General features: G+C 69.9%; 12 protein-coding genes. 2 read left to right on the top strand and 10 right to left on the bottom strand.

Features of this window, described 5'->3' with window-relative positions; translation table 11 throughout:
* Position 1: 1 nt before the first annotated feature.
* From glmS to ACZ7L7_RS09645, 3 genes are all read right to left on the bottom strand, one after another.
* On the bottom strand, positions 2 to 1,849 hold the full coding sequence (gene glmS, locus ACZ7L7_RS09655) for a glutamine--fructose-6-phosphate transaminase (isomerizing) (protein ID WP_472075452.1): 1,848 nt from the start codon (positions 1,847 to 1,849) through the stop codon (positions 2 to 4).
* A gap of 90 nt (positions 1,850 to 1,939) precedes the next feature.
* On the bottom strand, positions 1,940 to 2,749 hold the full coding sequence (locus ACZ7L7_RS09650) for an ABC transporter permease (RefSeq protein WP_285510603.1): 810 nt from the start codon (positions 2,747 to 2,749) through the stop codon (positions 1,940 to 1,942).
* Entirely contained in the window at positions 2,746 to 3,756 is a 1,011-nt protein-coding gene (locus ACZ7L7_RS09645; protein WP_285510604.1) for an ATP-binding cassette domain-containing protein, read from the bottom strand. The genes ACZ7L7_RS09650 and ACZ7L7_RS09645 overlap by 4 nt, the downstream gene beginning before the upstream one ends.
* Positions 3,757 to 3,919: 163 nt before the next feature.
* Between ACZ7L7_RS09645 and coaA the strand changes: the two genes are divergently transcribed.
* Positions 3,920 to 4,909 (top strand): type I pantothenate kinase, encoded by a 990-nt coding sequence (gene coaA / locus ACZ7L7_RS09640; RefSeq protein ID WP_285510605.1) that lies wholly within the window; start codon positions 3,920 to 3,922, stop codon positions 4,907 to 4,909.
* A 32-nt stretch (positions 4,910 to 4,941) separates the two neighbouring features.
* Here the strand turns inward: coaA and ACZ7L7_RS09635 are convergent, their stop codons facing one another.
* From ACZ7L7_RS09635 to rplM, 4 genes are all read right to left on the bottom strand, one after another.
* A complete protein-coding gene (locus tag ACZ7L7_RS09635) occupies positions 4,942 to 6,345 on the bottom strand; it encodes an alpha/beta hydrolase family protein (protein ID WP_472075449.1) in 1,404 nt (467 codons plus the stop codon).
* Positions 6,346 to 6,439: 94 nt separating this feature from the next.
* Positions 6,440 to 7,798, bottom strand: a complete 1,359-nt coding sequence (gene glmM / locus ACZ7L7_RS09630; protein ID WP_472075447.1) for a phosphoglucosamine mutase — start codon at positions 7,796 to 7,798, stop codon at positions 6,440 to 6,442.
* A 200-nt stretch (positions 7,799 to 7,998) separates the two neighbouring features.
* Complete coding sequence (gene rpsI, locus ACZ7L7_RS09625; RefSeq protein ID WP_003998795.1) at positions 7,999 to 8,511, bottom strand: 30S ribosomal protein S9; 513 nt, start codon at positions 8,509 to 8,511, stop codon at positions 7,999 to 8,001.
* 42 nt (positions 8,512 to 8,553) lie between these two features.
* A complete protein-coding gene (rplM, locus tag ACZ7L7_RS09620) occupies positions 8,554 to 8,997 on the bottom strand; it encodes a 50S ribosomal protein L13 (RefSeq protein ID WP_093720374.1) in 444 nt (147 codons plus the stop codon).
* 468 nt (positions 8,998 to 9,465) lie between these two features.
* On the opposite strand from rplM, the gene ACZ7L7_RS09615 reads away from it, so the two are divergent.
* Positions 9,466 to 10,344 (top strand): hypothetical protein, encoded by an 879-nt coding sequence (locus tag ACZ7L7_RS09615; RefSeq protein ID WP_285510608.1) that lies wholly within the window; start codon positions 9,466 to 9,468, stop codon positions 10,342 to 10,344.
* Positions 10,345 to 10,384: 40 nt separating this feature from the next.
* Here ACZ7L7_RS09615 and truA read toward each other — a convergent pair whose 3' ends face one another.
* From truA to ACZ7L7_RS09600, 3 genes are all read right to left on the bottom strand, one after another.
* Entirely contained in the window at positions 10,385 to 11,227 is an 843-nt protein-coding gene (truA, locus tag ACZ7L7_RS09610) for a tRNA pseudouridine(38-40) synthase TruA (protein ID WP_285510609.1), read from the bottom strand.
* A gap of 88 nt (positions 11,228 to 11,315) precedes the next feature.
* Positions 11,316 to 11,813: a 50S ribosomal protein L17 gene (gene rplQ, locus ACZ7L7_RS09605; RefSeq protein WP_285510610.1), complete on the bottom strand. Its 498-nt coding sequence runs from the start codon at positions 11,811 to 11,813 to the stop codon at positions 11,316 to 11,318.
* A gap of 93 nt (positions 11,814 to 11,906) precedes the next feature.
* The gene (locus tag ACZ7L7_RS09600) at positions 11,907 to 12,929 is read right to left on the bottom strand and encodes a DNA-directed RNA polymerase subunit alpha (RefSeq protein ID WP_003966937.1); all 1,023 of its coding nucleotides are present in this window, start codon (positions 12,927 to 12,929) and stop codon (positions 11,907 to 11,909) included.
* Positions 12,930 to 13,336: the final 407 nt, after the last annotated feature.

Raw genomic sequence — 13,336 nt, 5'->3', positions numbered from 1 at the left:
CCTACTCCACCGTCACCGACTTCGCCAGGTTCCTCGGCTGGTCCACCTCGTTGCCGCGCGCCGTCGCCAGTTCGCAGGCGAAGACCTGGAGCGGAACCGTCGCGACCAGGGGCTGGAGCAGGGTCGGCGTGACCGGGATGCGGATCAGGTGGTCGGCGTACGGTACGACCGCCTCGTCGCCCTCCTCCGCGATCACGATGGTGCGGGCACTCCGGGCACGGATCTCCTGGATGTTGGAGACGATCTTGTCGTGCAGCACCGAGCGCCCACGGGGCGAGGGCACGACCACGACCACCGGCAGGTCGTCCTCGATCAGCGCGATCGGCCCGTGCTTCAGCTCGCCCGCCGCGAAGCCCTCGGCGTGCATGTAGGCGAGTTCCTTCAGCTTCAGGGCGCCCTCCAGGGCGACCGGATAGCCCACGTGCCGTCCGAGGAAGAGCACCGTGTTCTTGTCGGCGAGGCCGCGGGCCAGCGCCCGTACCGGCTCCATCGTCTCCAGGACGCGCTCCACCTCCCCGGAGATCTCCGCCAGGTCCCGGATGACCGCCCGGATCTCGTCGCCCCACTTGGTGCCGCGCACCTGCCCCAGGTACAGCGCCACGAGGTAGCAGGCGACCAGCTGCGTCAGGAACGCCTTCGTCGAGGCGACCGCCACCTCAGGCCCCGCGTGCGTGTACAGCACCGCGTCCGACTCCCGGGGGATCGTCGAGCCGTTGGTGTTGCAGATCGCCAGCACCCTGGACCCCTGCTCCCGGGCGTGCCGCAGCGCCATCAGCGTGTCCATGGTCTCCCCGGACTGGGAGATCGCGATGACCAGGGACCGCGCGTCCAGGATCGGGTCCCGGTAGCGGAACTCGCTGGCCAGCTCCACCTCGCAGGGGATCCGCGTCCAGTGCTCGATGGCGTACTTGGCGATCAGCCCGGCGTGGAAGGCCGTACCGCAGGCGACGATGACGACCTTGTCCACCTCCCGCAACTCGGCGGCGGAGATGCGCACTTCGTCCAGGGTCAGGGCGCCGGAGGCGTCGATGCGGCCCAGCAGGGTGTCGGCGACCGCCTTGGGCTGCTCGGCGATCTCCTTGAGCATGAAGTAGTCGTAGCCGCCCTTCTCGGCCGCCGAGGCGTCCCAGTCGACGTGATACGAGTGCACCTCGGCCGGGCTGCCGTCGAAGCCGGTCACCGTGACCCCGTCCCGGCGCAGCTCCACCACCTGGTCCTGGCCGAGTTCGATCGCGGAACGGGTGTGCTCGATGAACGCGGCCACGTCGGAGGCCAGGAACGCCTCGCCCTCGCCGACGCCCACCACCAGCGGTGAGTTGCGGCGCGCCCCGACCACCACGTCCGGCTCGTCGGCGTCGACCGCGACCAGCGTGAACGCCCCTTCCAGGCGGCGGCACACCAGCCGCATCGCCTCCGCGAGGTCGGCGCTGGAGGAGTACGCCTCGGCGAGCAGATGCGCGACGACCTCGGTGTCGGTCTCGGAGGCCAGCTCGTGGCCGCGCTCGGCCAGTTCCGCCCGCAGCAGCGCGAAGTTCTCGATGATGCCGTTGTGGACGACGGCCACCCGCCCGGCGTTGTCCAGGTGCGGATGCGCGTTGGCGTCCGTGGGCCCGCCGTGGGTGGCCCAGCGGGTGTGCCCGATGGCGGTGGACCCGCTCGGCAGCGGCCGGTCCACCAGTTCCTTCTCCAGATTGACGAGCTTCCCGGCCTTCTTCGCGGCGGCCAGCCCGCCGTCCGCGAGCACGGCCACGCCCGCCGAGTCGTAACCCCGGTACTCCAGTCGCTTCAGTCCGGCCATCACCACATCGAGCGCCGACTGCGACCCCACGTATCCCACGATTCCGCACATGGGCGGCAGCCTACGGTCGAATCCGCCGCCGAACCGGCCACATCGTGCCCGAATTCGGAAATTCTTGAGCCCTTTCAGGCAGAGAATCGCTCAAGTCTTCGCCCGGTACGCCCGCATCGCCAGCGGATAGAACACCAGCGCTATCCCGGCCGCCCACACCAGCGACCAGGTGACCGGCTCCGCCACCGGACCGCCGAGCAGCAACCCCCGGAACGCGTCGGAGAGATGGGACACCGGGTTCACATCGCTCCACGCCTGCAACCAGCCCGGCATCGTGTCCACCTGGACGAAGGCGCTGCTGGTGAAGGTGATCGGGAAGATCAGCGTGAAGCCGAACGCCTGCACCTTCTCCGCATCCCCGGCCAGCATCCCGATCAGCACCGCGCACCAGGACACCGCCGCCGCGAACAGCATCACCAGCAGGGTGCCGAGCACGAAGCCGCCGAATCCCCCGGTGACCCGGAAGCCGAGCAGCAGCCCGAGCCCGATCATCAGCAGCAGCGCCCACAGGTGCTTGGCGAGGTCCGCGGTGATCCTGCCGATCAGCGGCGCGGAGCGGGCGATCGGCAGGCTGCGCAGCCGGTCGAAGACGCCCTTGGTGAGGTCGGTGTTGAGCGCCATCGCCGTGTAGATCGTCATGAACAGGGTGTTCTGCACGATGATCCCGGGCAGCGCGTACTTCAGATACGCCTCGGGCGACCCGGCCATCTGCCCGCCGAGGACGTAGGTGAACAGGAAGACGAACATGATCGGCGTGATGCTGTAGTCGACCAGCTCGAGCGGGTTGTGCTTGACCGCGACCAGGCTGCGCCAGGCCATGGTGAAGGTCTGCTGGAGCCCGGCGAGCGGCCTTACCCGGCCCGAGGCACCAACGGGGGCGGTGACGGTGGTGGCGGTCATGACCGGCTCACCGCCTTCTCCCGCTCCGCGTCCGCCACGGGTGGGCCGTCCTCCGGCTCCGCGGACTCCTCGGACGGCTCGGCGCGGTGTCCGGTCAGCGCCAGGAACACCTCGTCCAGCGAGGACCGCCTCAGGGCCAGCTCGCCGACGGCTACGCCCTCGCGGTCCAGCGCGCGCACCACGGCCGGCATCAGCTCGGGGTCCTTCACCGGCGCCGTGACCGTCTCACCCTCGATCTGGGTACGGGCCCCGGCCGCCCGCGCCACCAGCGCGTGCACCCGGCCGAGGTCGTCGGCGCGCAGCGGGCGCACCTCCAGCACCTGCCCGCCGACCTGGGACTTCAGCTGGTCCGGAGTGCCCTCGGCGATCACCCGGCCCTTGTCGATCACCACGATGTCGTCGGCGAGCACATCGGCCTCGTTCAGGTACTGGGTGGTCAGCAGGGCCGTCGCGCCGTCCGCGACCAGGGCCCTCAGCAGATCCCACAGCTCCCCTCGGCTGTGCGGGTCCAGGCCGGTCGTGGGCTCGTCGAGGAAGAGGATGCTGGGCCGCCCCACCAGACTCGCGGCGAGGTCGAGGCGCCGTCGCATCCCGCCCGAGTACGTCTTCGCGGCCCGCCCGGCCGCGTACGCGAGCTGGAAGCGCTCCAGCAGCTCGCCCGCCCGCGCCTTGGCCTCCCCGCGGCCCAGACCCAGCAGCCGCCCGATGAGCAGCAGGTTCTCGGTACCGGTCAGGTTCTCGTCCACGGCCGCGTACTGCCCGGTCAGCCCGACCATCGCGCGCACGGCCCCGGCGTCGCGGACCACGTCGTGCCCGGCCACCCGGGCGTGCCCCGCGTCCGGCGCCAGCAGGGTCGCGAAGATCCGTACCGCTGTCGTCTTCCCCGCGCCGTTGGGACCCAGCAGTCCGAGCACCGAGCCCTGCCGTGCCCCCAGATCGACCCCGGCCAGCGCCTCCGTGTCCTTGAACCGCTTGACCAGGCCCTCCGCCTCAATCGCATACGTCATGGGTCACCCCTCGGGGGTCGATGGACCCCGGGCTGGGTCCACCTCTCCCACAACTGTGACGCACACCACTGACATTCCCCGGCTTGGGCCGATTCCGTACGATTTGCCGGGCGGGTGATACATCCCACCCCGCCGTCCGTTCGTACTCCCGTAACAATGGACTGTGATCTCTCCGGTCTCCCCGTTGCCCCGGAGCGCCCACCGGCCAAAACCGGAGGCGACTCCCTACGTCGACCTCACCCGAACCGAGTGGAGCGCGCTGCGCGACAAGACGCCGCTGCCGCTGTCCGCCGAGGAGGTCGAGAAGCTGCGCGGTCTGGGCGACGTCATCGACCTCGACGAGGTGCGGGACATCTACCTGCCGCTGTCCCGGCTGCTCAACCTCTACGTCGGCGCCACCGACGGACTGCGCAGCGCCCTGAACACCTTCCTGGGCGAACAGGGCTCCCAGTCCGGCACGCCCTTCGTCATAGGGGTCGCCGGTTCGGTCGCGGTGGGCAAGTCCACGGTCGCCCGCCTGCTGCAGGCGCTGCTCTCGCGCTGGCCGGAACACCCGCGCGTGGAGCTGGTCACCACCGACGGCTTCCTGCTGCCCACCCAGGAGCTGCAGGCCCGCGGCCTGATGTCCCGCAAGGGGTTCCCGGAGTCGTACGACCGCCGGGCGCTGACCCGTTTCGTCGCCGACATCAAGGCGGGCAAGGACGAGGTCACCGCCCCCGTCTACTCCCACCTGATCTACGACATCGTCCCGGGCGAGAAGCTTACGGTGCGCCGCCCCGACATCCTGATCGTCGAGGGCCTGAACGTCCTGCAGCCCGCGCTGCCCGGCAAGGACGGCCGCACCCGGGTCGGTCTCGCCGACTACTTCGACTTCAGCGTGTACGTCGACGCCCGCACCGAGGACATCGAGCGCTGGTACCTCAACCGCTTCAAGCGGCTGCGGGAGACCGCCTTCCAGAACCCGTCCTCGTACTTCCGCAAGTACACCCAGGTCTCGGAGGCGGAGGCCCTGGAGTACGCCGGGACGATGTGGCGGACCATCAACAAGCCGAACCTGGTGGAGAACATCGCCCCCACCCGGGGCCGCGCCACCCTCGTGCTGCGCAAGGGCCCGGACCACAAGGTGCAGCGGCTGTCGCTGCGCAAGCTCTGAGGCTCTGAGGCCGGGCCCCCGCGACCGGAGGATCATCCCTTGCGGCGTCCCAGGGTGTCCTCCAGCCAGTCGAAGACGACCTCGCAGTGCTGCTGCGGCGCCATCGGGGAGCAGTGCAGCTGGGCCCCGGTGGCGGCGGTCAGCTTGAGGTAGTCCTTGCGGGTGCGCAGCAGCTCGTACATCTGACGCGGCTGGCCGGGGTAGAACGCCTCGTCCTCGTAGTCCAGGACCAGGGTCGGGGCCTGGATGCGGCGGACCACGCCGGTGATGTCCATGGCCACGACCCGGCGGGCGGCCGTCCAGAAGTCGGTGAACATCCGGCCCCGGCGGGCGGCGAGCATCGCCTCGATCGAGAAGGGCTCGAACCGCTTCTTCAGCTGGTACGCCTCGGTCGCGTCCAGCTCGGGCACGACCTCCTCGTTCCAGATCTTGTTGGTCTCCGCCTTGTCCGGGGTGAGGATCTCCCGCAGCTCCGGAGGGAAGGCCAGCCACGGGTTGAGACAGCCGGGCATCGCGACCAGCGCGGCGATGCGGTGGTCGAAGGCGGCGGCGCGGGGCGCCAGGTCGCCGCCCATGGACAGACCGGTCAGCGCGATCCGCCGGTGGTCGACGTCGTGCCGGCGCTGCAGCCAGTCGACCAGCGGGCCGACCACCCGCTCCCAGCGCGGGCTGAAGACCACCTTGTCCACGAAGAGCAGCTGACCCTGACCGGGACCGTCATAGACCAGCGCGTTCCAGCCCCGGTCGAGGGCGGCCATGACCCCGTACGTCCACATGTCGACGTTCTGCCCGTCGCTGCCGTTGGTGAGGATCACCGTCGGGCGGGGCTTGCCGGAGGTGTCGGGGCGGAAGAACCACACCGGCAGCGGGGTCTTCCCGTACGGGACCTTGTCGGTGATGGCGGCGGGTTCGCAGAGCCGGGCGAAGGTGTCCCAGGTGCGGCGTCCGGCGCGGTAGAGCCGCTCCTCGTCACCGGGGGTGGTGGAGCCCAGGACGAAGAAGAGCGCCTGGGCGTAGTACTGGGAGGCGCGCAGCGAGCGGAAGCGGTCGGTCTCGCGGTGGCCGGTGCGCATGGCGACGAGCCGGTCGCCCCAGGCGCGGAACTCGGCGGTGTAGGTGTTCTCGTTCGCCCCGGCCGCGTTGATCGCGTTGACGGCGGTGAGCACTTCACCGACCTCGGAGGCCCTGGCGCCAGCGGCTCCCAGGGCGAGCAGCGCGCCGAAGTTGAGCCCCGGGTCGGTGAACAGCTGCATGGCGCCCGGCGTCGGTGAGGCGGCCGGTGCCGGGGCGGCGGGCGCGGCGGAGGCGGCCGGGGCGCCCGCGACGGCGGCGGCACCCACCGCTCCGGCGGCGCCCGCGACGAGTCCGGCGAGCGCGCTGCGGCGGCTGGGGGCGGCGGGTACGGAGGGCGGAGCGATGTTCCGTGATGAATCCATGGACCCTGAAATTAGGGTCGTACCGGACACAGGGGGCGGCGCCACTCCAAGCGCCGCGCCCCGTCCCTCCGGATGGAGGCCCGCAGTGCGGGCGTTATCCCAGTACGGACTTCACGACATCGGCGAGCCGTCCGGCGACCGCGCGGGCGTGGTCGATGTCGGCCGCCTCGACCATCACGCGCACCAGCGGCTCGGTCCCCGAGGGCCGCAGCAGGACGCGTCCGGTCGAGCCCAGCTCCGCCTCCGCGTCGGCGACGGCGGCGGCCAGCTCACCGGAGGTCTTCACCCGGGACTTGTCCACGTCGGGCACATTGATCAGCACCTGCGGCAGCCGCTCCATCACGGAGGCCAGCTCCTTGAGCGACCGGCCGGTCTCCGCGACCCGCGCGGCCAGCATCAGGCCGGTGAGCGTGCCGTCGCCGGTCGTGGCGTGGTCGAGGATGATCACGTGGCCGGACTGCTCGCCGCCGAGGGCGTAGCCGTGCTGCTTCATCTCCTCCAGCACGTACCGGTCGCCCACGGCCGTCTGGACGAGCTTGAGGCCCTCCCGCTCCAGCGCCAGCTTGAAGCCGAGGTTGGACATCACGGTCGCGACAACGGTGCCGGAGCGCAGTGCGGAACGCTCCCGCATCGCCAGCGCGAGCACGGCCAGGATCTGGTCGCCGTCCACCTCCTCACCGGTGTGGTCCACGGCCAGGCAGCGGTCGGCGTCGCCGTCGTGCGCGATACCGAGGGCGGCGCCGTGCTCGACGACGGCGGCCTTGAGGAGGCCGAGGTGGGTGGAGCCGCAGCCGTCGTTGATGTTGAGGCCGTCCGGCTCCGCGCCGATGGTGATCACCTCGGCGCCGGCCCGCGCGAAGGCCTCCGGGGAGACCCGGGAGGCGGCGCCGTGCGCCTCGTCCAGGACGATCTTCAGCCCGTCGAGGCGGTTCGGGAGGACGCCGATCAGGTGGGCGATGTACTGGTCCAGGCCCTCGTCGTAGTCGCGGACCCGGCCGACGCCGGCGCCGGTGGGCCGCTCCCAGGGCTCGCCGTGGCGGTGCGAGTCGTAGACGGACTCGATGCGGTCCTCCAGCTCGTCGGCGAGCTTGTGACCGCCGCGGGCGAAGAACTTGATGCCGTTGTCGGGCATGGCGTTGTGGCTGGCGGAGAGCATGACGCCGAGGTCGGCGCCGAGCGCTCCGGTGAGGTGGGCCACCGCGGGCGTGGGCAGGACGCCGACCCGCAGCACGTCGACACCCGCGCTCGCCAGACCGGCGACCACGGCGGCCTCCAGGAACTCCCCGGACGCACGCGGGTCCCGTCCGACCACCGCGGTCGGCCGGTGGCCTTCGAAGGTGCCCGCCTCGGCGAGCACGTGGGCCGCCGCGACCGACAGACCGAGCGCCATCTCGGCGGTCAGATCCGCGTTGGCGACACCGCGCACGCCGTCCGTGCCGAAGAGTCGTCCCACTTGTCCTCCTGATGAAGCGTCACTTTCGAGATCGTTCTCGGAGATCGTCCAAGATCACCCGATCGCACAAGCCTTTGAACGTCTTGTGCCGTTATACGCCCACGGCTCTGATAAACGAACGCCCCGGCGGCACTGTGGCGTGCCGCCGGGGCGTTCGGACGTACTGCTGAAGTGCGGTACGAGCTTGCAGGCAGCGAAGCTTAGCGCTTGCTGTACTGCGGAGCCTTGCGGGCCTTCTTCAGACCGGCCTTCTTCCGCTCGACCGCGCGGTCGTCGCGGCGCAGGAAGCCGGCCTTCTTCAGCGGGCCGCGGTTGTTGTCGACGTCGGCCTCGTTCAGGGCGCGGGCGACACCGAGACGCAGGGCACCGGCCTGACCGGAGACACCGCCACCCGCGATGCGGGCGATGACGTCGTAGCGGCCTTCGAGCTCAAGAACCTTGAACGGCTCGTTGACCTCCTGCTGGTGGACCTTGTTCGGGAAGTAGTCCTCGAGCGTCCGCCCGTTGATCTTCCACTTGCCGGTGCCCGGGACGATCCGGACGCGGGCGATGGCGTTCTTGCGACGGCCCAGGCCGGCGGCCGGCTGGGGCTCACCGAAGCGCGAGGCGAGGGACTCGGAGGTGTACTCACCCTCGACCGGAACCTCGGACTCGGTGGTGTAGCTGTCGATGTCAAGCTCTTCGAGCGGCTGCTCGGCAGTGGTCTCGGCCACGATTCTCCTCAGATTCTCTTCAGTCTTAGGGGGTGGCCGGACTTACTGCGCGACCTGGGTGATCTCGTACGGCTGCGGCTGCTGCGCGCCGTGCGGGTGCTGGTCACCCTTGTAGACCTTCAGCTTCGAGAGCATCTGACGGCCCAGGGAGTTCTTGGGGAGCATGCCCTTGACGGCCTTCTCGATGGCCTTCTCGGGGTTCTTGTCGAGCAGCTCGTCGTAACGGACGGAGCGCAGACCACCCGGGTAGCCGGAGTGGCGGTACGCCATCTTCTGGGTCCGCTTGTTGCCGGAGAGGTGCACCTTGTCGGCGTTGATGATGATGACGAAGTCACCAGTGTCGACGTGGGGCGCGTAAATCGGCTTGTGCTTGCCCCGGAGAAGGGTCGCTGCGGTGGTGGCGAGACGGCCCAGGACAACGTCCTGAGCGTCGATGACGTGCCACTGGCGCGTCACATCGCCGGGCTTGGGGCTGTACGTACGCACGGTTCGTAGCCTTCGCTTCGAGTGAATGGTCCTGAACAGGTCACCGAAACGATCACGACAGCCTTGACCGCACTGCGGTGACGCAAACCGCGTGCTGGTCGCTGGTCATCGGCCCGGTGGACCGGTGTAAGGGCCCGTCCCGTGAGAATGAGCAAGCCAATACACAACGAAGAAGCAGAATACCCGCGCGCCCCGCAGGGGGTCAAAACGAGCCCGCACAGGCGGGCGACACGGGTAAGGACTGCCGCACCCAGTGTAATCACCCCAGTGCGTGGCACCGGGTGTGTGGCGCCCTGATAACAACACGTACCGTCGCCACCCCACGGCGCACCGCTAAACCCGGCCCGCGCATCGCACCAAGGGCCCGGAGATGTCGTATTTGCGCGCGCCCTTTTGTGCAACACCCGCGCCCCCAGGGGCCCTTGAACCGGAATTACCTACCCCGGGGCTGCGTCTAAGATGCGCCCCATGAGCTTCGGGCAGCAGGGGGGACCCCAGTCGCAGTGGGATCCCTGGAAACCGCACTCCCAGCAGCCGTGGAACAGCGGCGGGAGCAGTCAGACCCCGGACTGGGCCGCGCTCGCCGAGGCGTCCGAGTCCCGTAACAAGCGGCGCCGCATGCTGTTCATCGGCGGTGGCGCGCTGGCCACCGTGGGCATAGCCGCGGCGGTCGCCGTCGCCGTGGTCTCGGCCAACGACGGCACCGCCAACAAGCCGACCGCCCAGTTGCCCGCGACCGCGGACATCCCGAGCGGGTCCACCGAGCCCTCCTTCGCCCCGACGAGCGCGCCTCCCCCGCTCAACCCGGACGACTTCATCTCCAGCGCGAAGAAGGACACCGCTCCGCTCAGCCCCGACTCCTTCTTCGGCGGCAAGCAGCTGACGCTGGCCGGGACCGTCTACAAGAAGGGCCCCACGGACGACACCAAGAAGTGCGCGACCGGGGCCCTGAAGACCCTCCCGAAGGTCCTCGACGCCAACGACTGCACCCGTCTGATGCGCGTCACCTACGTCGACGGCGGCATCGCGGTCACCATCGGCGTCGCCGTCTTCGACACCGAGGCGCAGGCCGCGAAGGCCAAGTCCGAGACCGACGACAAGAGCATCGTGCGCTCCCTGTCCGGCGACGGCGTCAAGCCGTTCTGCAACGCCGCGGTGTGCCGCTCCACGCGCAACTACTACGGCCGCTACGCCTACTTCACGGTCGCCGGCTTCACCAACGGCAAGGACGTCACCGACAAGGACACCAAGGTCTTCCAGGCCGGCGACGCCCTCCAGCAGTTCACCTTCGACCAGATCCGCCGCCGCGGCCAGACCCAGGCCTCGGCAGCAGCCCAGACAGGCTGACCCGTACGCCAGGAGGGGGCTCCGAGCACCGGGGCCCCCTTCAGTGCACCTGCCCCCGCACCCGCCGCGCCTGTACCTGGCGCTCCGCGAGCAGTTCGGGTGCCGGGTACGCGACCTCCTCCAGCGTCAGCCCGTGCGGCCGTACGACGTGCACGGCGCTGTCGCGGACCCGCGCGTCCAGCACCTTGCGCGGCCACTCCACGCCCCGGTGCCCGTCCCCCACGAACAGCAACGCGCCCACCATGGAGCGGACTTGGTTGTGGCAGAAGGCGTCGGCGCGCACCTCGATCTCCACCACGCCGCCCTCGGTCCGGCGCACCCCGAAGTCCAGGATCTCCCGCACCGTCGAGGCCCCCTCGCGCTTCTTGGCGTAGGCGGCGAAGTCGTGCTCCCCGACAAGGGACTTGGCGGCGGCGTCCATGACGTCGACATCCAACTCCCAGTCATGCCACAGCACATGGTTGCGCAGCAGCGGGTCGACCCCGCCCGGCCGGTCGGACACCCGGTACACATAGCGCCGCCACAGCGCGGCGAAGCGCGCGTTGAACCCCTCCGGGGCCTCCGCCAGGGCCCACACCCGCACGTCCCTGGGCAGCCGCCCGGCGAGCCGCTTCAGCAGCTTCTCCTGGTGCTCGGCCCACAGCTGCTCCGGCAGATCGACATGCGCGACCTGCCCTCGCGCGTGCACCCCGGCGTCGGTGCGTCCGGCGACCGTCAGCTCGTACGTCTCCCCGGACCGGGTCACGGTCCGCAGGGCGTCCTCGATCTCGCCCTGCACGGTGCGCTGTCCCCCGGCCTGCTTGGCCCAGCCGTGGAACTCGCTGCCGTCGTAGGAGAGGTCGAGCCGGACGCGTACGAACCCGGGTGCTGGTACTTCACTCACGTACAGATCCTCACAGGTCCTCTCGGATGCGAAAAGGCGGGCCCGCTCCGGAAGGAACGGACCCGCCAACGCCCAACGGGCGGAACGCTTACGCGTCCTTCGACTCCTCGGCAGCGGCCTCGTCGTCCTTGGTCACATCGACCTTGGGCTCGGCGGCAGCGGCCTCGGCGTCCTTCGCGGCGCGCTTGGTCGCCGCCTCGGCCTCACCGGTGGCCTGCTGGGCCACGGTCAGGGCCTCCACCAGCTCGATGACAGCCATGGGCGCGTTGTCGCCACGGCGGTTACCGATCTTGGTGATACGGGTGTAGCCACCCGGGCGGTTCTCGTAGCGCGGGCCGATCTCGGTGAAGAGCGTGTGGACGACGCTCTTGTCCGTGATGACCTGGAGCACCTGGCGGCGGTTGTGAAGGTCGCCCTTCTTCGCCTTGGTGATCAGACGCTCGGCGTAGGGACGCAGACGGCGCGCCTTCGCCTCGGTCGTGGTGATGCGGCCGTGCTCGAAGAGGCTCTTCGCGAGGTTCGCGAGGAGGAGCTTCTCGTGCGCGGCGCTGCCGCCCAGACGGGCACCCTTGGTGGGCCTCGGCATGTTCTTTCTCCTGTGTGTCTGCCCCGGCCGTATCAGGTACCGGGGTCAGGAACCCGATGGGCGGATGCCCACCGGCTGCGACCGGTCAGTCACTCAGTACTGCTCGGTCTCCACGAAACCCGCGTCCGCGTCGTCGTCGGCGCCGAAGGCGTCGGCGGCGGCGGTCGGGTCGAATCCGGGCGGGCTGTCCTTCAGGGCCAGGCCCATGCCGGCCAGCTTCGCCTTGACCTCGTCGATCGACTTCGCACCGAAGTTGCGGATGTCGAGCAGGTCGGCCTCGGAGCGGGCGACGAGCTCACCCACGGAGTGGATGCCCTCGCGCTTGAGGCAGTTGTAGGAGCGGACCGTGAGCTCCAGCTCCTCGATCGGCAGCGCCAGGTCGGCGGCCAGGGCGGCGTCCGTGGGGGACGGGCCCATGTCGATGCCCTCGGCGTCGATGTTCAGCTCGCGGGCGAGACCGAACAGCTCGACCAGGGTCTTGCCGGCGGAGGCCATGGCGTCACGCGGACGCATCGCCTGCTTGGTCTCGACGTCGACGATGAGCTTGTCGAAGTCGGTGCGCTGCTCGACTCGGGTCGCCTCGACCTTGTAGGTGACCTTCAGCACGGGGCTGTAGATGGAGTCGACCGGGATACGGCCGATCTCCTGGCCCACCTGCTTGTTCTGCACGGCGGAGACGTAACCGCGGCCGCGCTCGACCGTCAGCTCCATCTCCAGCTTGCCCTTGCCGTTGAGCGTGGCGAGGACGAGGTCGGGGTTGTGCACCTCGACACCGGCCGGGGGCGCGATGTCGGCGGCGGTGACCAGACCCGGGCCCTGCTTGCGCAGGTACATCACGACCGGCTCGTCGTGCTCCGAGGAGACGACCAGCTGCTTGATGTTGAGGATCAGGTCGGTGACGTCCTCCTTGACGCCCGGCACGGTGGTGAACTCGTGCAGGACGCCGTCGATGCGGATGCTGGTGACAGCGGCACCGGGGATCGACGACAGGAGGGTACGGCGGAGGGAGTTGCCGAGGGTGTAGCCGAAGCCCGGCTCCAGCGGCTCGATCACGAACCGGGAGCGGAACTCGTCGACGACCTCTTCGGTCAACGAGGGACGCTGAGCGATCAGCATGTGTGGATCAGATCCTTCATTCGTGGACGCCCGCTATTTGACGTCCGACGGAAACCGTCCCCGGCAAGAGGGACGGGTACTGCAAGGGTACGGGCGATACGCCCCCGAAGAGCCGTACCGCCCGGACCAAACCCTGCGCGAAGCAGCCGTGCGTCAGACGCGGCGGCGCGGGTCACCTCCGCTCGCGCGGAGAGGCACGCACCGACGTCGACTCAGACGCGGCGGCGCTTCGGCGGACGGCAGCCGTACTGCGACATGTGGGGGACGACCCCCACACCCCCAGCCGGAAGCCGAGCCACCGTGAGCGCGTGCCTCAGACGCGGCGGCGCTTCGGCGGACGGCAGCCGTACTGCGACATGTGGGGGACGACCCCCACACCCCCAGCCGGAAGCCGAGCCACCGTGAGC

Source organism: Streptomyces sp. NPDC110618, from assembly GCF_055657065.1.
This window is presented reverse-complemented; position numbering and strand designations above follow the sequence as displayed.